Origin of the sequence: Methylobacterium sp. WL7, assembly GCF_008040085.1 — a bacterium.
Classification (GTDB): Bacteria; Pseudomonadota; Alphaproteobacteria; order Rhizobiales; family Beijerinckiaceae; genus Methylobacterium; species Methylobacterium mesophilicum.
The window spans coordinates 44983-64494 of the sequence record NZ_VRVG01000011.1 but is presented as its reverse complement, the minus strand read 5'-3'; the positions used below and the strand labels follow the sequence as shown (position 1 = coordinate 64494).

General features: G+C 67.6%; 16 protein-coding genes, 1 pseudogene and 1 riboswitch. Of the genes and pseudogenes, 7 read left to right on the top strand and 10 right to left on the bottom strand.

From position 1 onward, the window contains the following. Positions 1 to 158: 158 nt before the first annotated feature. The 5 genes and pseudogenes from trxB to carB all read right to left on the bottom strand — a co-directional run bounded on the left by trxB (position 159) and on the right by carB (position 6786). Positions 159 to 1139 (bottom strand): thioredoxin-disulfide reductase, encoded by a 981-nt coding sequence (gene trxB, locus FV233_RS05440; RefSeq protein WP_147854247.1) that lies wholly within the window; start codon positions 1137 to 1139, stop codon positions 159 to 161. 14 nt (positions 1140 to 1153) lie between these two features. After that, complete coding sequence (locus FV233_RS05435; RefSeq protein WP_147854246.1) at positions 1154 to 2203, bottom strand: mitochondrial fission ELM1 family protein; 1050 nt, start codon at positions 2201 to 2203, stop codon at positions 1154 to 1156. 33 nt (positions 2204 to 2236) lie between these two features. Beyond that, positions 2237 to 2740, bottom strand: a complete 504-nt coding sequence (locus FV233_RS05430; protein ID WP_147854245.1) for a hypothetical protein — start codon at positions 2738 to 2740, stop codon at positions 2237 to 2239. Between the two features lie 5 nt (positions 2741 to 2745). Beyond that, the gene (gene greA, locus FV233_RS05425) at positions 2746 to 3222 is read right to left on the bottom strand and encodes a transcription elongation factor GreA (RefSeq protein ID WP_187277678.1); all 477 of its coding nucleotides are present in this window, start codon (positions 3220 to 3222) and stop codon (positions 2746 to 2748) included. Between the two features lie 90 nt (positions 3223 to 3312). Continuing rightward, positions 3313 to 6786: pseudogene (gene carB, locus FV233_RS05420) on the bottom strand (carbamoyl-phosphate synthase large subunit). A gap of 303 nt (positions 6787 to 7089) precedes the next feature. Between carB and FV233_RS05415 the strand changes: the two are divergent. Then, entirely contained in the window at positions 7090 to 7524 is a 435-nt protein-coding gene (locus FV233_RS05415) for a pseudoazurin (RefSeq protein WP_147854242.1), read from the top strand. A 32-nt stretch (positions 7525 to 7556) separates the two neighbouring features. On the opposite strand, the gene FV233_RS05410 is transcribed toward FV233_RS05415, so the two are convergent. Next, positions 7557 to 7934, bottom strand: a complete 378-nt coding sequence (locus tag FV233_RS05410; RefSeq protein WP_147854241.1) for a hypothetical protein — start codon at positions 7932 to 7934, stop codon at positions 7557 to 7559. 121 nt (positions 7935 to 8055) lie between these two features. Continuing rightward, the gene (gene carA / locus FV233_RS05405; RefSeq protein ID WP_147854240.1) at positions 8056 to 9288 is read right to left on the bottom strand and encodes a glutamine-hydrolyzing carbamoyl-phosphate synthase small subunit; all 1233 of its coding nucleotides are present in this window, start codon (positions 9286 to 9288) and stop codon (positions 8056 to 8058) included. A gap of 192 nt (positions 9289 to 9480) precedes the next feature. On the opposite strand from carA, the gene FV233_RS05400 reads away from it, so the two are divergent. Further along, positions 9481 to 9942: a GatB/YqeY domain-containing protein gene (locus FV233_RS05400; protein ID WP_147854239.1), complete on the top strand. Its 462-nt coding sequence runs from the start codon at positions 9481 to 9483 to the stop codon at positions 9940 to 9942. Between the two features lie 3 nt (positions 9943 to 9945). Here the strand turns inward: FV233_RS05400 and FV233_RS31075 are convergent, their stop codons facing one another. Continuing rightward, on the bottom strand, positions 9946 to 10503 hold the full coding sequence (locus tag FV233_RS31075) for a BrnA antitoxin family protein (protein WP_147896860.1): 558 nt from the start codon (positions 10501 to 10503) through the stop codon (positions 9946 to 9948). A gap of 206 nt (positions 10504 to 10709) precedes the next feature. Between FV233_RS31075 and dnaG the strand changes: the two genes are divergently transcribed. The 3 genes from dnaG to FV233_RS05380 all read left to right on the top strand — a co-directional run bounded on the left by dnaG (position 10710) and on the right by FV233_RS05380 (position 16146). Next, a complete protein-coding gene (dnaG, locus tag FV233_RS05390) occupies positions 10710 to 12608 on the top strand; it encodes a DNA primase (RefSeq protein ID WP_147896859.1) in 1899 nt (632 codons plus the stop codon). A gap of 200 nt (positions 12609 to 12808) precedes the next feature. Then, on the top strand, positions 12809 to 14809 hold the full coding sequence (gene rpoD / locus FV233_RS05385) for an RNA polymerase sigma factor RpoD (RefSeq protein ID WP_147855245.1): 2001 nt from the start codon (positions 12809 to 12811) through the stop codon (positions 14807 to 14809). Positions 14810 to 14886: 77 nt separating this feature from the next. Beyond that, the gene (locus FV233_RS05380; RefSeq protein WP_147855244.1) at positions 14887 to 16146 is read left to right on the top strand and encodes an adenylate/guanylate cyclase domain-containing protein; all 1260 of its coding nucleotides are present in this window, start codon (positions 14887 to 14889) and stop codon (positions 16144 to 16146) included. Positions 16147 to 16310: 164 nt separating this feature from the next. Here the strand turns inward: FV233_RS05380 and FV233_RS05375 are convergent, their stop codons facing one another. Then, positions 16311 to 17429: a glycosyltransferase gene (locus tag FV233_RS05375; protein WP_246689912.1), complete on the bottom strand. Its 1119-nt coding sequence runs from the start codon at positions 17427 to 17429 to the stop codon at positions 16311 to 16313. Positions 17430 to 17526: 97 nt separating this feature from the next. Continuing rightward, positions 17527 to 17844 carry a hypothetical protein gene (locus FV233_RS30175; RefSeq protein ID WP_187278056.1) on the bottom strand — a complete coding sequence of 106 codons (318 nt, stop codon included), beginning with the start codon at positions 17842 to 17844 and terminating at the stop codon, positions 17527 to 17529. A 42-nt stretch (positions 17845 to 17886) separates the two neighbouring features. Beyond that, positions 17887 to 18015: riboswitch (TPP riboswitch) on the top strand. A 64-nt stretch (positions 18016 to 18079) separates the two neighbouring features. Between FV233_RS30175 and thiO the strand changes: the two genes are divergently transcribed. Continuing rightward, positions 18080 to 19303: a glycine oxidase ThiO gene (thiO, locus tag FV233_RS05370; protein WP_147896858.1), complete on the top strand. Its 1224-nt coding sequence runs from the start codon at positions 18080 to 18082 to the stop codon at positions 19301 to 19303. After that, positions 19300 to 19512, top strand: a complete 213-nt coding sequence (thiS, locus tag FV233_RS05365) for a sulfur carrier protein ThiS (RefSeq protein WP_147896857.1) — start codon at positions 19300 to 19302, stop codon at positions 19510 to 19512. The genes thiO and thiS overlap by 4 nt, the downstream gene beginning before the upstream one ends.

Sequence of the window (19512 nt, the reverse complement as noted above, 5' to 3'; positions counted from 1 at the left end):
GCGGACGCGGCCGGCGCTGCTGGGGCATGCAACGCTTGCAGCCCTGCCCGGTCAGAACCCCTATGCGCCCGGCGCATGGTCGGACGCAAGGGTTCAGATCGCGAAGTTGTTGACAGGACTTTGGTCCAACAGCGCCGATGGCCCTGCGCTGCGTGGTCTCACTCGGCTGCGGCGGCCTGAACCGGCGTCTCGCCGATCTCCAGGTTGGCGAGGAATTTTTCCGCTTCCAGCGCAGCCATGCAGCCCATGCCGGCGGCCGTGATCGCCTGCCGGTAGACGTCGTCGGTGACGTCGCCCGCGGCGAACACGCCGGGGATCTCGGTCTCGGCGGTGCCCGGCCGCACCGACAGGTAGCCGCCGTGGCGCATCGGCAGCTGGCCCTCGAAGATCGCGGTGGCCGGCTGGTGGCCGATCGCCACGAACACGCCGTCGGCGGGTATCTCGCTGATCTCGCCCGAGCGCGGGTCCGTGAGCCGGACATGGGTGACCGCCGGGGCCGGCTTCTGCACGCCGCAGATCTCCGCGATCTCCCGGTGCCACAGCACGGTGACGTTCGGGTGCTTGAACAGCCGCTCCTGCAGGATCCGCTCGGCCCGGAAGCTGTCCCGGCGGTGCACCACCGTGACCTTCCTGGCGATGTTGGCGAGGTACAGCGCCTCCTCGACCGCGGTGTTGCCGCCGCCGACCACCACGACCTCCTTGCCGCGGAAGAAGAAGCCGTCGCAGGTCGCGCAGGCCGAGACGCCGCCGCCCTGGAACGCCGCCTCGGAGGGCAGGCCGAGCCACTTCGCCTGAGCACCGGTGGCGATGATCAGCGCGTCGCAGGAATAGGTCTCGCCCGAATCGGCCTCCAACCGGAACGGCCGCTGCTTGAGATCGACCGACGTGATGTATTCCGAGACGATCTTGGTCCCGACATGCTCCGCCTGCAGCCGCATCTGCTCCATCAGCCACGGCCCCTGGATCGCCTCGGCGAAGCCCGGGTAGTTCTCGACGTCCGTGGTGATCATCAGCTGGCCGCCGGGCTGGAAGCCGGAGATCAGCAGCGGCTCGACCATCGCGCGGGCGGCGTAGATCGCGGCGGTGTAGCCGGCCGGGCCGGATCCGACGATCACGAGCTTGGCGTGCGTGTGGGCCATCTCTCTCGGTCCCTTCAGGTCAGTCCGGTCGCGCGGTGCGCAGCGTAAGCCTTGGCGAGCGCCTCGGCTATCACCGGGGTCGCGTCGATCGGCTTGTACGGCAGATCGACTAAGCGACCGGTGAACGGCCGCAGCGCCCCGGCGATCGCCAGGCCGGCGAACATCCGCCGATGCCGGATATAGGTACGCGGCAGGTCGAACAGCAGAACGGGCGCGCCGGTCGCCACCGCCTCGCTGACCATGTTGGCCGAATCGGACGTGACCACGATCGCTTCGGCGAGCGCCAGCATGGCGACGTAGGGGTTGTCGCCGGTCCCGTCCCAGAGGAAGCCTCCGGTCTCGGCCGTGAGCGACTTGACCGCGTCGCGCAGCGGGTTGGGCGTGCGCCGGGAGATCGTCACCATCAGCCGGCAGCCCTGGTCGATCAGGCTACGCAACTCGCCCACGAGGCGCTGCATGTCGGTCTTGCGGTAGCTCAGGTGCCGGCTGTCGCCGCCCACCAGCACCGCCACGCGCGGGCCGTCGAGGTTCGCGAGCCGCGGATCCGGGTTGGCCCGGGCCGCCTCCAGCCGGGCGGCGGTGACCAGGTGCGGCGCGGTCAGGGTCGTGAAGACGTTGGGGCCGCGCAGGTCGTCGTAATCCGGCACCCAGATGAAGTCGGCGCTGTCCGCGCCGGTCCGCGGATCCTTGAGGAAGGCCGTGAAGGTCCGCCCGTCGGTGGCGCGCCGCAGCGCCCGGAGATACGGCACCGCCCGGCGGCCCGAGGCGATCAGCAGGTCGGGGTAGGGCCCGGACAGGGCGCCGTTGCGGCGGCGCGGGCTCTCGCGCGGGTCGATCGGCCCCCACGGGGCGACCCATCCGAACGGGCCGGCGGCCGGGACCTGGCGGATCTCGAACGGGACCCCGAGGGTCTCGGCGATGCCGACGCACTGGTTCTCGTCGCCGGCCTTGCCGTCGGTGATGATCCAGGCCCGGGCGTGGGACAGTTCGGGAGGGGGCTCGCGCCGCACGGATGTCTGAGCCGGCGGGGCGGGCGTCGCCTCCGGCACGTCGATGCTTCTCATCGGAAACGCCTTACACCGCAGGCCGGGCCGGGGCTAATTCCGCGGCAGGTCGCGGGCGAGCCACTGGGCGTAGATGTCGGCGATCGCCGCCAGCCGCCGGGCCTCGAAATCCGGGGCGTACCACGCGCCGCCGTAGCTCGACGGGGTCGCGGTCATCTGCGGGTGACGCCCGAGCACCTGCCCGTTGCGGCCGACGAGAAGCGCCTCGCCCTCCAGGTAGTCGGTCTCGAAATTGCCGCCCCGGCCGCGCAGGGCGCCGCCGCCGACATAGGGGCGCAGCGACAGCGCCGTCACCACCACCACCAGACGCGGTCCGCCACCACCGATCCGCCCGGCGAACGTCTTGCGCAGGGCCGCGTTCAGGTCGGCCGCGAGCGCGTCGGCCTGGAGGCCGGCGCCCTTGTCCCGCAGGGGCCGCACGTCGACCCGGACGTCGGAGAAGGTCGCGGTCGGCGGAAAGTCGCCGGCCGCCGAGGCCGGCACCAGCCCGCACAGCAGGAGGAGGCCGGCGAGCCAGCCCCGGACATGCGCACGCATCGCGCTCAGCCGCCGAACTGGACGCCGACGACCTCGTAGGACTTGCCGCCGCCCGGCGTCGTCACCTCGACCGTGTCGCCGACACCCTTGCCGATCAGCGCGCGGGCGATCGGCGACGTGATCGAGACCCGGCCCGCATGCACGTCGGCCTCGGGCTCGCCCACGATCTGGTAGGTCTTCTCCTCCTCCGTGTCCTCGTCGACGAGCTTCACGGTGGCGCCGAACTTGATCTTGTCGCCCGACAGCTTCGAGACGTCGATGATCTCGGCGCGCGCGATCATGCTCTCGAGTTCCATCACGCGCCCCTCGTTGTGGGACTGCGCCTCCTTGGCGGCGTGATACTCGGCGTTCTCGGACAGGTCTCCGTGCGCGCGGGCCTCGGCGATCGCCGCGACGATGCGCTGGCGCTCCACCTGCTGGCGGTGCTTCAGCTCCTCCTCGAGAGCCGCGAAACCGCGCACCGTGATCGGAACCTTGTCTATCGTCATCGTCTCGCGCCACAATGAAGAGGCCCGGCCGAGAGTGAAGCACTCTCCCCGGGCCACGAAGTTAAGTCAGCTAGACCCTGAGGCTCAGGCCGCAAAGTAATCTTGCAGGGCACGAACCTGGAGATCGCCTTCTAGATAGGCCTTGATCCCTTCGGCCGCCGCCATCGCGCCGGCTAGAGTGGTGTAATACGGCACCTTATGCAAGAGGGCCGCGCGCCGGAGCGAGCGCGAGTCGGAAAGCGCGCCCGCGCCCTCCGTCGTGTTCAGCACGAGCTGGATGTCACCGTTCTTGATCGAGTCGACCACGTGCGGCCGGCCCTCCAGGACCTTGTTCACGCGCTCGGCCGGCACGCCGTTCTCGACCAGGTATTTCTGCGTCCCGCCGGTGGCCAGGATCGAGAAGCCGAGCTCGGACAGCAGCTTCACGCTGGGCAGGATCCGGGCCTTGTCGGCGTCGCGCACCGACACGAACACCGTGCCGGAGCGCGGCACCTGCGTCCCCGAGCCGAGCTGGCTCTTGGCGAAGGCCACGCCGAAGCTGGCATCGAGGCCGATCACCTCGCCGGTGGAGCGCATCTCCGGTCCGAGCAGGACGTCGACGCCGGGGAAGCGCGCGAACGGGAACACCGCCTCCTTCACGGCGATGTGGGCCAGCTCCTTGCGCTTGAGGCCGAAGCTCGCGAGCTTCTCGCCGGCCATCACCCGAGCGGCGATCTTGGCGATCGGCTCGCCGATCACCTTGGCGACGAATGGTACGGTGCGGGAGGCCCGCGGGTTCACCTCCAGCACGTAGATGTCGCCGTCCTTGATCGCGTACTGCACGTTCATCAGGCCGCCGACCTTCAGCGCCAGCGCCATCGCGGTGGTCTGGCGCTCCAGCTCGGCGATGGTCTCCGGGGAGAGCGAGCGCGACGGCAGGGAGCAGGCGGAATCGCCGGAATGGATGCCGGCCTCCTCGATGTGCTCCATGATGCCGGCGATGAACACTTTTTGCCCGTCGCATACGGCGTCCACGTAGATCTACACCGCGTCCGACAGGTAGCGGTCGAACAGCAGCGGGTTCTTGCCCAGCACCGTGTTGATCTGCCCGGTCTTGTCGTTCGGATAGCGGGCGACGACGTCGGACGGGATCAGGCTCGGGAGCGTGCCGAGCAGGTAGTCGGCGAACTGGCTCTCGTCGCGGATGATCGCCATGGCCCGGCCGCCCAGCACGTAGCTCGGGCGCACCACGAAGGGCAGGCCGAGCTCGGAGGCGATGATCCGGCTCTGCTCCACCGAGTAGGCGATGCCGTTCTTCGGCTGCTTCATCCCGAGCTTGTCGAGGAGGCGCTTGAACTGATCGCGGTCCTCGGCGAGGTCGATCGCGTCCGGCGACGTGCCGAGGATCGGCACGCCGGCAGCCTCCAGGGCGCGGGCGAGCTTCAGCGGGGTCTGGCCGCCGAACTGCACGATGACGCCGTGCAGTGTGCCGGCCTGCCGCTCGGTCTCGATGATCTCCAGCACGTCCTCGGCGGTCAGCGGCTCGAAGTACAGCCGGTCCGAGGTATCGTAGTCGGTCGAGACCGTCTCCGGGTTGCAGTTGACCATGATGGTCTCGTAGCCGGCCTCCGACAGCGCGTAGCAGGCGTGGCAGCAGCAATAGTCGAACTCGATGCCCTGGCCGATCCGGTTCGGTCCGCCGCCCAGGATGATGATCTTCTTGGCGTCGGTCGGCTGCGCCTCGTCCACCACCGTGCCGGCGAAGGGGGCGACGTAGGTCGAGTACATGTAGGCGGTCGGCGCCTTGAACTCGGCCGCGCAGGTGTCGATGCGCTTGAACACCGGACGGATGCCGAGCGCCCGACGCTTGGCCCGGACCTCGGCCTCCTCCATCTTCGCCAGCACGGCGAGGCGGGAATCCGAGAAGCCGGCGGCCTTGAGCTGGCGGAACGCCCCGGGGGTGCCGGGCAGGCCGTGGGCCTTCACCCGGTTCTCCAGATCGACGATCGCCTGGATCTGCTCCAGGAACCACGGATCGACCTTGCAGGAGGCGTGGACCTCCGCGTGGCTGACGCCCAGCCGCAGGGCCTGGGCGATCTTGAGCAGCCGGTCCGGCGTCGGCACGCCGAGCGCCGCCTTGATGGCGTTGTGGTCGTCGCCGCGGCCCAGGCCCTCGATCTCGATCTCGTCGAGGCCGGTGAGCCCGGTCTCCAGCGAGCGCAGAGCCTTCTGCAGCGATTCCGCGAAGCAGCGGCCGATCGCCATCGCCTCGCCCACCGACTTCATCGCGGTGGTCAGCGTCGGCTCGGCGCCCGGGAATTTCTCGAAGGCGAAGCGCGGGATCTTGGTGACGACATAGTCGATCGTCGGCTCGAACGAGGCCGGGGTCGCGCCGCCGGTGATGTCGTTGGCGATCTCGTCGAGGGTGTAGCCCACCGCCAGCTTGGCCGCGACCTTGGCGATCGGGAAGCCGGTGGCCTTCGAGGCGAGCGCCGAGGAGCGCGAGACGCGCGGGTTCATCTCGATCACGATCATCCGCCCGTTCTCGGGGTTGATCGCGAACTGCACGTTGGAGCCGCCGGTCTCGACGCCGATCTCGCGCAAGACCGCCAGGGATGCGTCGCGCATCACCTGGTATTCCTTGTCGGTGAGCGTCAGGGCCGGGGCGACGGTGATCGAATCGCCGGTATGCACGCCCATCGGGTCGATATTCTCAATGGAGCAGACGATGATGCAATTGTCCGCCTTATCGCGGACGACCTCCATCTCGTACTCCTTCCAGCCGAGCACGCTCTCCTCGATCAGGACCTCGTTGGTCGGCGAGGCGTCGATGCCGCGCTCGACGATGTCGAGGAATTCCTCGCGGTTGTACGCGATACCGCCGCCGGTGCCGCCCATGGTGAAGGACGGGCGGATGATCGCCGGCAGGCCGACCTCGGCCAGCGCGATCAGGGCCTGCCCGAGGGCGTGCTCGCTGTAGCGCTTGCGCCGCTCGGACTCGCCGGACTGCCACTTGCGCTCGAAGGCCGTGATCGCCCCGGCGCGCGCCTCCGGGTCGGCGTTGGCGGCCTCGATCTTAGCGATCTCGGCCAGAAACTTCTCCCGGTCGGCCTTCTTGGCCGCGGAGGCGTTGGCGAGCGCCGACTTCGGGGTGTCGAGCCCGATCTTGGTCATGGCGTCCCGGAACAGGCTCCGGTCCTCGGCCTTGTCGATGGCCTCCGCGGTGGCACCGATCATCTGCACGCCGTACTTGGCGAGCACGCCCATCTTCTGCAGCGACAGGGCGCAGTTCAGCGCCGTCTGGCCGCCCATGGTCGGCAGGATCGCGTCGGGGCGCTCCTTCTCGATGATCTTGGCGACGATCTCCGGGGTGATCGGCTCGACATAGGTCGCGTCCGCCATGTCCGGGTCGGTCATGATCGTCGCGGGGTTCGAATTCACCAGGACGATGCGGTAGCCCTCCTCGCGGAGCGCCTTGCAGGCCTGGGTCCCGGAATAATCGAACTCGCAGGCCTGCCCGATGATGATCGGCCCCGCACCGACGATGAGGATCGAGGAGATGTCGGTGCGCTTGGGCATTGGCGGCCTTTTCAGGCCAAGCGCGCCCGATCGGGCACGGCTCGGATCGGCCCTGCTCCCGGACGCGCGTGGCGGGATTGTCGTTGAGCGCCGCGTTTACACGGCGGATCGGCGCATTGGAAGGCCGTGCGCGTTCGGCGATGGCGGGGGGTGTTGCCGCCGCCCCCGGGTCTCACGCCAGATTCAAATAATTCTGAAGTCTTCGCTGGATGACGAATGGCATTGCCGAGTCGTTTCCGGCTCCATAAAGCTCGTCCGATCGACGGGTCCGTCGATTGAAACGATAACAATTCGAGATTGACGATGATCAGGGAAACGTTCAGCGCGGCGATGCTTCTGCTCGGCGCGGCAGCCGGCGCGCAGGCCGCGGAAGTCTCCGTCAAGACGCTCAACAACGGCCCCGGCGGGATGATGGTCTTCGATCCGGCCTTCGTGAAGATTCAGCCCGGGGACACGGTCCGGTTCGTGCCGGCCGACAAGGGCCACAACGCCGAACTCATCAAGGGCATGGCGCCCGAGGGCGCGCCGACCTTCAAGACCGTGGTCGGCAAGGAGGAGGCCGTGACCTTCGACAAGCCCGGACTCTACGGCTTCAAGTGCTCGCCGCACTACATCATGGGCATGGTCGGCCTGATCGAGGTCGGCGACAAGCCGGACAACCTCGAGGCGGCCAAGGCGGTCCAGCACGGCAAGCTCGCCGCCAAGCGCTTCGAGCCGCTGTTCGAGAAGGTGCAGTAGGGATCCGGCGGGGGCGGTCCGCCGCCCCCCGCTCAGAACCCGGCGTGAAGCGCGGCGAGCGCCCGGTCGATGGACAGATAAAAAATCCCGAAGGCGACCAGGGCGGCGGCGGCGAATTCGAGCGCGACGTTCGAGAGCGTCTGCGCCCGGCGCAGCATCTCGCGGCCGAAATACAAGGACACCCAGGCGAAGGCGAGGACGGCCGGCATCGCGAACAGGTAGGAGACCGTGCTCTCGACCCGGTCGAGGCCGGCGGCCGGATCGATCAGGGCGCGGATGTTGCGCACCCAGGGGGCGTAGAGGGCGGCGTAGAGCGCGGTCGCCCAGGCGAGGCCGGCCGCGACACCGAGATGGAACGTGAACGTCCGGTGCAGGCGGGAGAAGTCGTCGCGCGCCTCGTCGATGGTCATCCGGCAATCCCCCTGACGGAACCGCCATGTGCGGCCCGTCGATGGGTTCTATAGGCCGCCGGAATTCGCGGATTTTGTGACCCCGGCGCGGCCTGAATGGGACCGCGCCGGCGCCGATCGGTCAGGCGTCCTTCGCCGTCTCCGGTGCGCCCGAGCGCATGAGCGCGACGAAGCGCTCGAACAGGTAGTGGCTGTCGCGCGGGCCCGGCGAGGCCTCCGGGTGGTGCTGCACCGAGAAGGCCGGCCGGTCGGTGAGGGTGAGCCCGCAATTCGAGCCGTCGAACAGCGAGACGTGGGTCTCGACCGCGCTGGCCGGCAGGCTCGCGGGATCCACCGCGAAGCCGTGGTTCATCGAGACGATCTCGACGCGGCCGGTGGTCTTGTCCTTGACCGGGTGATTCGCCCCATGATGGCCCTGGCCCATCTTCAGCGTCCGGCCGCCGAGCGCGAGGCCCATGAGCTGGTGGCCCAGGCAGATGCCGAAGGTCGGCACCTTCTCGTCCAGCAGCTTGCGGATCACCGGCACGGCGTAGGCGCCGGTCGCCGCCGGATCGCCGGGGCCGTTGGACAGGAACACACCGTCCGGCTTCAGCGCCAGAATCTCCTCGGCGCTGGTGGTGGCCGGCACCACGGTGACGTCGCAGCCGGCCTGGGCCAGCAGCCGCAGGATGTTGCGCTTCACGCCGTAATCGATCGCCACCACCTTCAGGCCCTCGCCGGGCGCGCGCTTGCCGTAGCCGTCGCCGAGCGCCCAGATGGTCTCCGACCATTCCGAGTTCGCGCGGCTGGTCACCGGCGGCACGAGGTCCAAGCCCTCCATCGGCGCCAGCGCCGCGGCGCGCGCCTTCAGGGCCTCCCGGTCGAACCGGCCTTCGGGATCGTTGGCGATCACGGCGTTGGGCATGCCATGGTCGCGGATGCGGGCGGTGAGCGCCCGGGTGTCGATTCCGGTGATGCCGACGATGCCGCGGGCGTCGAGCCAGCCGTCGAGATGCGACGACGACCGCCAGCTCGACGGCTTGGTCACCGCCGAGGCGATCACGGTGCCGCGCACGCCCGAGGCCGGGGCCGCCTCGAGGCTTTCCAGATCCTCGTCGTTGGTGCCGACATTGCCGATATGCGGGAACGTGAAGGTGACGATCTGCCCGGCATAGGACGGGTCGGTCAGGATCTCCTGGTACCCGGTCATCGCCGTGTTGAAGCAGACCTCGCCGTCGGCGATTCCCGTCCGGCCGATGCCGAAGCCCTCCAGGATGGTCCCGTCCGCCAGCACCAGCAGGGCCGTGGCGACGGGCTCCGCCCAGGGCTCGGGTGCGGCGGGTTTGGAGGCCTGCGCGGCGGCGTCTTGCAGCATCGGGTCGGTCTCGCTTATGTCCGGCCGAAGGCAGGCACCGCGATGCGGTACGCTCGGCTGGCGGCATGATCGTGTGCGGCGCTCTTAGCGAGCGGCCCGCGATGGGGTCAATGTGGCCGTGCGGCCGACGAGGCTCAACACCCGCAAAGTGCAGGCCAGCCCCCCGTTTCTCCCGTCAAAAGGTTCATCGAGATGCTGCGCGCCCGCCTCACCACCGAGATGAAGGAGGCCATGAAGGCCGGCGACAAGGACAAGCTCGCCACCGTGCGGATGATCCAGGCCGCCCTCAAGGACAAGGACATCGAGGCCCGCGGCCTCGGCAAGGAGCCCGCCTCCGACGAGGAGATCCTGTCGCTGCTCCAGAAGATGATCAAGCAGCGCACCGAATCGGCTACGGTCTACGAGCAGGGCGGACGTCCGGAACTCGCCGCCAACGAGCGCTCCGAGATCGCGATCATCGAGGCGTTCCTGCCCAAGCAGATGGACGAGGCCGAGATGAAGGCGGCGGTCGACGCCGCGATCCTCGAGACCGGCGCCGCGGGCCAGAAGGACATGGGCCGGGTCATCGCCGCCCTGAAGGGCACCTTCGCGGGCCGGATGGATTTCGGCAAGGCGAGCGGGCTGGTGAAGGCCGCGCTGGCAGCGAAGGGCTGAGGCTCAGTCGTCGCTCCCTCGGGCGATCCGTGCGGCCATGTAGCTGCGCAGCACCGCGTTGATCCGGCTCTGGTAGCCGGCACCCTCGTGCTTGAAATAATCGAGCACGTCGGTGTCCAGCCGGATCGAGACGGGAACCTTGCGCGGCGGCATCACGACCTCGGCGCGCGACCAGTCGATATCGAGAGGCGCAGCATCGGGATCATCCGCCACGGCGGCAGCGATCTCGGCGTCGCCGAGGGTAGCGATTCGGTCCCAGTCCGTCTGGCCGGCCGCGCGATCAGTGTCCGAAGCGCGCCGTGTAGGCTTGTCTCTCATGTCGCCTCGCAGCTCTTGCCGAGATGATCCGCACGACGCCCGCCCGATCGGTCCAACCACTGCGATGACCGAGTGAGCGACTCGACCCAGGCTCGCCTTCCGCGTTTCGCCGTTCCGGATCGTTTCGACCGTCAGATGCGGACCGTCGAAAATGCCGGCGGCATCGCGGAAATCGATGCCGTGCTTTTCGAAGTTCACGACTCGCTTGCGCTCGTCCCAAGCGAACCCGGCTGTCGGCATCATCGTAGCCAAGAATCGAACCGTCGTCGATACGATTGTATATACGTTTCCGCCGGAGGGAAGCGATCCCACTGAGGCAGATCGGTATGATCGAGCGGCGACATTTCTCCCCACAATCCCCGCCCGGCCGAACTGCCGAATGACCGGGCGGGACTCGGACCGCCCGGGCGCTCTATACTCGGCGGTCAGGCAGTCGATCCGCAGGCCCCGTGCGCTATCCGCCCCACATCCTGGAAGAGATCCGCGCCCGGCTGCCGGCCTCCGCCGTGGTCGGGCGGCGGGTGCAGTTGAAGAAGGCCGGCCGCGAGTGGCGCGGCCTGTCGCCGTTCAACGCCGAGAAGACGCCGTCCTTCTACGTCAACGATCAGAAGCAGTTCTATCATTGCTTCTCGTCGTCCAAGCACGGCGACATCTTCACGTTCCTGATGGAAACGGAGGGCTTGAGCTTTCCCGAGGCCGTGGAGCGGCTGGCGAGCGAGGCCGGCGTGAGCCTGCCGGCGCCCACGGAAGATACCCGCGTCGCCGAGAAGCAGCGCGCCGGGGCGATCGAGGTCATGGAGATGGCCGCGCGGTGGTTCGAGGACCGCCTGCGGGCCGGGCCGGGCAGCGAGGCGCGGGCCTATCTCGAACGCCGGGGGCTCAAGGACGAGACGCAGCGAGCCTTCCGGCTCGGCTACGCGCCGAACGAACGCTACGCCCTCCGCGACCACCTGGCCGGGCAGGGGGTCGACAAGGCGCTGATGGTCGAGTTGGGCCTGCTCGCCGGCGGCGAGGATGTCTCGGTCCCGTACGATTATTTCCGCGACCGGGTGATGTTCCCGATCACCGATACCCGCGGCCGGGTCGTCGCCTTCGGGGGGCGGGCGCTCTCCAAGGAGGTGCGCGCCAAGTACCTGAATTCGCCCGAGACGCCGCTCTTCCACAAGGGCCGGACGCTCTACAACCTCCACGGTGCCCGCAAAGCCTCCCACGAGCGCAGCTCGATCATCGCGGTCGAGGGCTATGTCGACGTCATCGCCATGACGCTGGCCGGCCATCCCGAGACCGTGGCGCCGCTGGGCACTGCACTCACCGAGGAGCAGCTGGCTCTGCTCTGGCGCCATGCCGACGAGCCGATCCTGTGCTTCGACGGCGACAAGGCCGGGCAGCGGGCGGCCTTCCGGGCGCTCGACATCGCCCTGCCGGCCCTGGAACCCGGCCGTTCGCTGCGGATCGCCCTGCTGCCGGGCGGTCAGGATCCCGACGACCTGCTGCGCTCGGGCGGTCCCGGGGCGATCGACCAGGTGCTGCAGGCTGCTTTGCCCCTGTCGGAACTGCTCTGGCGCCGGGCGCTTGAATCGGGGCCGGCCGATACGCCCGAGCGCCGGGCCGGGCTGACGCAGACGCTGCGGGCCACCGTCGCCACGATCCGCGACGAGACCGTCAAGCGCTACTACCGCGACGACATCGAGGAGCGGCTGCGCAGCCTGTCGCCCCGGAACGCCCGTTCCGGCGGGCCCGGGCCAGGCCCGAAGGGGCAGGGCCGCCGCTTCGTCCGGCCGGGCGAGCCGGTCTCGCCGCGCATCACCGGCAGCCCCAGCGCCTCGATGACCGCCTCGGCGGGCTTCTCCGGGGCGGCGCCGGTGCGCGAGGCGGTGATCGCCGGCACGCTGCTGGTGCACCCGGAGATGCTCGGCGAGTTCGGCGACGAGGTCTCGGAACTCGACTTCGAGCACCCCGACGCCCGGGCGCTCCTGTCGGTCCTGGTCGCCTGTGCCGCAGAGGATGGACAAACGAACGCGGACCTGTTGCAAATCCGCATCACACGGGCCAGCCTCGGAGAGGCGGCGGAGCGGATTCTGGCGCTGGCCCGCTCCCGGGACCGGATTACGCTGTCCCCGCACGCCGATCCGCAGCAGCGCGCGGACGCTCTTAGACAGGCGATGATCTTGCACCGGCAGGCTGGCGCGCTACATAGCGAACTTCGCGAAGCACGGCAGGCGTTTGAGGACGATCCGACCGATGCCGGGTGGGCATGGCTCTGCGAAGTCAAGGCGAGGCTGGAGACCGTCATCGCCGCCGAGGCTGAAGCCGACAAGCCGGTGTCGAACGACTCGACCGCCGCATGACGGCCGTGCGATGGCGGTGGCGACGGGCCGAACCCCGCGTTAGTTAACAATCGGTCAAGCCTCGGGCTTGCATACGGAACCCGACGACTCAAGGCGTCCGGAGCAATCCGGGGCCACTCGCAAGTATCGCGGCGCCGACGGCGTGGAGCGGCCTTAGTCAGGCCCCCGCAGCGCACCGCACCCGAAACAATAGGCTGATCATGGCGACGAAGGCAACGGAACGGGACGAGACGGACGCTGCCCCCGAGCAGCAGACCGACGGGCCGCTCCTCGACCTGACGGATGCTTCGGTCAAGCGGATGGTCAAGCTCGCCAAGAAGCGCGGCTACGTGACCTACGAAGAGGTCAACGAGGTCCTGCCCGAGGGCCAGTCCGATCCTGATCAGCTCGAGGACGTGCTCTCGCAGCTGTCCGAGATGGGCATCAACGTGGTCGAGGCCGAGGAGACCGACGAGGCCGCAACCACCGAGAAGACGGCGAACGGCGCCGACGGCGAGGAGGAGGAATCCGAGGGTGGCGAGGTGGCCGAGGTCGCGCCGACGCGCGCCGTCACCGTCGCCACGACCACCAAGGAGCCGACCGACCGCACCGACGATCCGGTGCGGATGTACCTGCGCGAGATGGGCTCGGTGGAGCTCCTGTCCCGCGAGGGCGAGATCGCGATCGCCAAGCGCATCGAGGCCGGCCGCGAGGCAATGATCGCGGGCCTCTGCGAGAGCCCGCTGACCTTCCAGGCCATCATCATCTGGCGGGACGAGCTCGTGGAGGGCAAGGTCCTCCTGCGCGACATCATCGATCTCGAGGCGACCTACGCCGGCCCGGACGGCAAGAACGCGCCGCAGATCGCCGAGGGCGAGAGCGAGGAGAGCGCCGAGGAGGCCGAGCCGCCCGCGCCCCCGGAGGGCGGCGACGACGAGGACGACCTCGAGAACAACGTCTCGCTCGCCGCCATGGAAGCGGAGATCAAGCCGCGGGTCCTCGAGACCTTCGACGCGATCGCCGCGAACTACCGCAAGCTGCGCAAGTTCCAGACCGAGGGCGCCGACCGCAAGGCCGCCGGCGAGAAGAACAGCCCGGCCCAGAACCAGAAGCAGATCGAGCTGAAGGACAGCGTCGTCGCCGACGTGAAGTCGCTGTCGCTCAACAACAACCGCATCGAGGCCCTGGTCGGCCAGCTCTACTCGATCAACAAGCAGCTGATCGGCCACGAGGGCCGGCTGATGCGCTACGCGGAGAGCCATGGCGTGGCCCGGGACGAGTTCCTGCGCCACTACCAGGGCTACGAACTCGATCCGAACTGGATGGAGCGGGTCGGCACGCTGGGCGGCAAGGGCTGGAAGAACCTGGTCGAGCGCGGCTCGAAGCAGGTGACGGAGCTGCGCGCCCAGATCCTGGACCTCGCCTCCGAGACCGGCCTGGAGATCGGCGAGTACCGCCGCATCGTCAACATGGTCCAGAAGGGCGAGCGCGAGGCCCGGCAGGCCAAGAAGGAGATGATCGAGGCGAACCTGCGCCTCGTGATCTCGATCGCCAAGAAGTACACGAACCGCGGCCTGCAGTTCCTGGACCTGATCCAGGAGGGCAACATCGGCCTGATGAAGGCGGTCGACAAGTTCGAGTACCGCCGCGGCTACAAGTTCTCGACCTACGCCACCTGGTGGATCCGGCAGGCGATCACCCGCTCGATCGCCGACCAGGCCCGCACGATCCGCATCCCGGTGCACATGATCGAGACGATCAACAAGATCGTCCGGACCTCGCGTCAGATGCTGCACGAGATCGGCCGCGAGCCGACTCCGGAGGAGCTGGCCGAGAAGCTGGCGATGCCGCTGGAGAAGGTGCGGAAAGTCCTGAAGATCGCCAAGGAGCCGATCTCCCTCGAGACGCCCATCGGCGACGAGGAGGACAGCCACCTCGGCGACTTCATCGAGGACAAGAACGTCGTCCTGCCGATCGACGCGGCGATCCAGTCGAACCTGCGCGAGACCACGACCCGGGTGCTGGCGTCGCTGACCCCGCGCGAGGAGCGCGTGCTGCGCATGCGCTTCGGCATCGGCATGAACACCGACCACACCCTTGAGGAGGTCGGCCAGCAGTTCTCGGTGACCCGCGAGCGCATCCGGCAGATCGAGGCCAAGGCGCTGCGCAAGCTGAAGCACCCGTCGCGTAGCCGGAAGCTCCGGAGCTTCCTGGACAACTGAGCCCCCGTCGCGGCCCACCGCGGCGCCTCTCCTCCGACCGCGTTGCCAGGCGGCTGCGCGGTCCCCACCTTGGCGCCATGCTCGAACGCCGCCCGCCAACGCCCGGATTGCCGACGGCCTTCGCGGACGGCTCCGAAGCCGACGACGTGCCCTTCGGCGCGCTCCAGCCCTCGGTGGGCATCCGCGACTGGCTGCTGGGCGAGGGCGCGCGGCTGCAGAAGGCCGAGGACATGCTCTCCGGCCTCGCCGAGCGGCTGATCGCCATCGGCGTGCCGGTGGACCGGGCCTCCACGGCGATCGACACCCTGCACTCGGAATATGCCGGCGTCGGCCGGGTCTGGACCCGGGACGGCGGCACCAGCGTGCGGCTGTTCCCGCACGGGGGCCGCTCGCAGGAGGCCTATCTCAACAGCCCGTTCCACACGGTCCACGAGACCGGCGAATGGCTGATCCTCGACATCGCTGAGACGCCGGACGACGCCTACGCGATCATCCCGGACCTGAAGGCCGGCGGCTACACCCACTACGTCGTGGCGCCGCTGTTCTTCACCAACGGCACCAAGAACGGCATCACCTTTGCCACGAAGGCGCCCGACGGGTTCGGCGAGGACGACATCGCGATCCTCCGCTTCGTCATGCCGGCGCTCGCGGCCGTGGCCGAGATGCGCGTCCTCAACAAACAGCTCGACCACGTGCTGCGGCTCTACGTCGGCGACGAGCCGCACCGGGCGATCCTGGCCGGCGACATCCGCCGCGGACAGGTGACGCGGATCCGCTCGGCGATCCTGTTCGCCGACATGCGCGACTACACCCGCACCTCGGCCGACATGACCCCCGAGGAGGCAGTCGGGCTGCTCAACGTGTTCTTCGACTGCCTGGTGCCGCCGATCGAGCGCGAAGGCGGCGAGGTCCTGAAGTATCTGGGCGATGGCTTGCTGGCGATCTTCCGGGAATCCGGAGACGACCTTGGCGGCGCCGCCAAGGGGGCGCTCACTGCAGCCCAGAACGCGCTGGCGGCCCTCGACGAGGCCAACGCCCTGCATCAGTTCTCGGTGCCGGTGGCGGCGGGAATCGCGCTCCACCACGGCGAGGCCGCCTACGGCAATGTCGGCTCGGGCTCCCGGCTCGACTTCACGGTCATCGGCCGCGACGTGAACCTCGCCAGCCGGATCGCCCGGCTGAACCGCCAGCTCGGCGAGCCACTGCTGATGTCGAAGCCGTTCGTGGACTTCCTCTGGGGCGATCCGATCCCGCTGGGCGAGCACGTCCTCGACGGCTTCCGGGAGCCGATGGCGGTGTTCCGCCCGAAGTTCTTGCGGCCGCGCGCGCCGAGCTGAGAGTTTTCGCAAAATTTCACAGGACTGATAAACTCTCCCCATACGTAATAATCACATGATCGCCGTGTAAAAGCTCTGTGCTTAGCCGAGTGACGCGGATATTTTTCCGACTGCCCCAGCTTTTAGGCTCTCCATAATCGAAAGATCGTGGACCCGTGCTGGAATTATCCCGATCCGGGCACCGACTCGGCCATCTTGACCAGAACTGCGTTTGCCAAGGCTGCGGTCCGGGTGAGAACCTCGTCTGGAACTCCCGGCAGGTCGAGTATTTTCAGGCATGCCGCCGCGCAGGCCTTGTGTTGCGCCGTGTGATACGCGTGAATGGAAAATTCTTCCAGCAATCCGAAATCGTAAATCCAGGGCATTATTGCGATGCCTTCTTTTGGCGCCTTTAGGGACAGTCCGGACTCCGCATACCGGTATCCCGCCGCAAACTTCTCCTTGCGCCTACAGTATTGGCTAGCGCTGTGGCGTGCCTCAGCCCGTGCCGGACAGACGGGAATCATGCGATCGTACAGCTTCAAGACTTTTTCCGCGGGCTCATCCAATTTCTCCATGAGCCAGGCAGCGTTCAATAAACTGATGTATACTTCTTCCTTCCAATACCCAAGGCTGCTTCGCTTCAGATAACAATCCAGCGCCTTGAGATCTTCGCCGACATCGCGATAAGATCGCGCGAGATAGAACGTGTATCGCGCGATCATGAATGAGTCTTTTTCAGCAGCTAACGCTCTTTCCAGAACCGCCAAATCTCGTCGTTCCGACGACCGATCGCGATGACGTGCTCCATCGTCGCCGCGACGCATGGCAAGGGGCAGCTTGGGTGTTGGCGGGCCCTTTTGACACTCCAGAAATTCATGCACGACGCCTCGATAGCGCCAGTTTTTGTTATTTTTAACCAGTTGTATACGCCAGTATTCTGTATTTTCATCCAAAATCGTCAGCATGTACCCTGCCGCAATGAGCTTCGGCATCGAGAAATCATTGGGAATTATCAATTGATCGTCGGCATCGATGATCAAACTATAGGCGGCGTGCGGGCGCGCTAATTTTAAAGCCTCGGTGCGGTTGAAGGCGAAATCGACCCAGGGTCTCTCTACAAGCGTACCGGGCATGTCTGCCATCGCTGCCCGGATGACATCCTGTGTTCCATCCGTCGAGCCGGTATCGACAATGACCCAATGGTCAATAATCGGCCTCACAGAATCAAGACACCTGCGAATAACGTGAGCCTCATTATTGACGATCATGGAAAGGCAAATTTTTTGACCAAAACTATTCATGCCTATGCACCCAAAGAAAATTCCGTTACACCGCCTCTAATCGTGCTGCGTCTTTTAATAGAGCAAACCTCCTCGTCAACCAATCTGACACCCCGCATCAAATCGTTTTTTTGATGTTTATTAGGTAAATCGCATAATTAATGGCGGTTCGACTAGAATTATGTTCAAAATATACGACTAATATTTGTGGAAATTTCATTGAACATTGCTGATTGGACATCCAAAAAATAAAAAATCTGGGAATCGCTGGCGCAGACATGTCGGCATGCGCGTTCGTGCTGCCGACGCCTTCAATGATCGAGCGTGGCGCATATCGCTCAATCGGCAAGCGACGCGATTCAGCGGTAGGCCTTGGACCGGAGATCCGATCGGTTACTGCGCCTCCAAGAATGTTGCATCCCAGACCCCGGCTCACGGTATCGGGCTTGACCCGCGGGGCCCGCGCGACCAGATCTATCGTTGTTCCAGGGAGATCCCCGGCAAGGGGCTGAGAAACCGCTGGCACGTCCACCCGGACCTGCGGCGCGGAAATCCTTTGAACCTGATCCGGCTCATACCGGCGTAGGGATTGGACCGCGGCCGCCTCAATGGCAGGCCACCGCTTCTCACCGAAGCACACGGCCCGATCTTCGCGACGGAAATCCGCGGAGATGACTTTGGCTTTTGACCGCCCCGTTTCACCGATCGGACGCCGCCGCCTCCCGGCCGGCCTCGCCGCGCAGGCCTCGCTGCCGGCGCGTGCCGATGTCGCCATCGTCGGCGGCGGGTTGATCGGCCTGTCGATCGCCTGGCGGCTCGCACGCGCCGGCCGCTCGGTGGTCGTCGTCGAGCGCAACACGATCGGCGCAGGCGCGAGCCTGGCCGCCACCGGCATGCTGGCCCCGGCCGCCGAGCACGAGCCTGGCTCCGATCCGTTGCTGCCGCTCGCCCTCGAATCCCTCCGGCTCTGGCCGGGATTCCGCGACGCCCTCGAAGTCGAGACCGGGCTGCCGATCGATTACCGCGCGGACGGCACCGTGGTGGTCGCCATCGGCCGCGACGAGGTCGAGCGCCTGCGCTTCCGCTACGACCTGCAGCGCCGCTCGGGCCTCGATGCCGCGTGGCTGCCGGGTACCGAGGTGCGGCGGCTGGAGCCGGCCCTGCGCCCCTCCGTCACCGCAGGCGTCCATTGCCCGTCGGATCACCAGGTCGATCCCCGCCTCGTGATGGCGGCGCTGGCCGAGGCCTGCCGACGTGCCGGCGTGACGCTCGTCGAGGGCACGGCCGTGGCTGGGCTCGACTGGTCCGGCGGCAGCGTCACCGGCATCCGGGCCGGCGAAGGGTCCGTGACGGCCGATACCGTCGTGCTGGCCTCCGGCGCGTGGAGCGGGGAGGGCGGCCTGCTGCCCGAAACCCTCGCCCTGCCGGTGAGGCCGCTCAAGGGCCAGTCGATGGCCCTGCGCACCACCGCGCGCACCGGCACGCTCAGCCGGATGATCTGGACCGAACAGGTCCACATGGCGCCCAAGAGCGACGGCCAGCTGATCGTCGGAGCCACCGTGGAGGATTGCGGCTTCCGGTCGGGCATCACCGCCGGCGGCCTCTACGCCCTGCTGGAGGGTGCGCGCCGGGTATTGCCCGGCGTCGAGGAGATGGAGGTCGAGGCCGTGTGGGGCGGCTACCGCCCGACCTCGGACGACGACGCGCCGATCATCGACACGCTGGCGCCGGGCCTCGTCGTCGCCACCGGCCATCACCGCAACGGCTACCTGCTCGCCCCCGTGACCGCCGACGCGGTGGCCGAACTCGTCACACGCGGCGCACTTCCCGAGATCGCCAAGCCGTTCACCCGGGCGCGCTTCCACCGACCCGAACCCAGGAGGGCCTCGGCATGAAGCTTCTGGTGAACGGAGAGATGCGGGATCTCGCGGTCGAAACCATCGCGGCCCTGTTCCGGGCCGAAGCCGACGAGACCGGCATCGAGAGCCCGCAGGGCATCGCCATCGCGCTGAACGGCCGCGTGCTGCGCCGCCGGGACTGGGACGAGACGCCGGTCGCCGAGGGCGACCGGGTCGAGATCGTCCGCGCCATGCAGGGAGGTTGA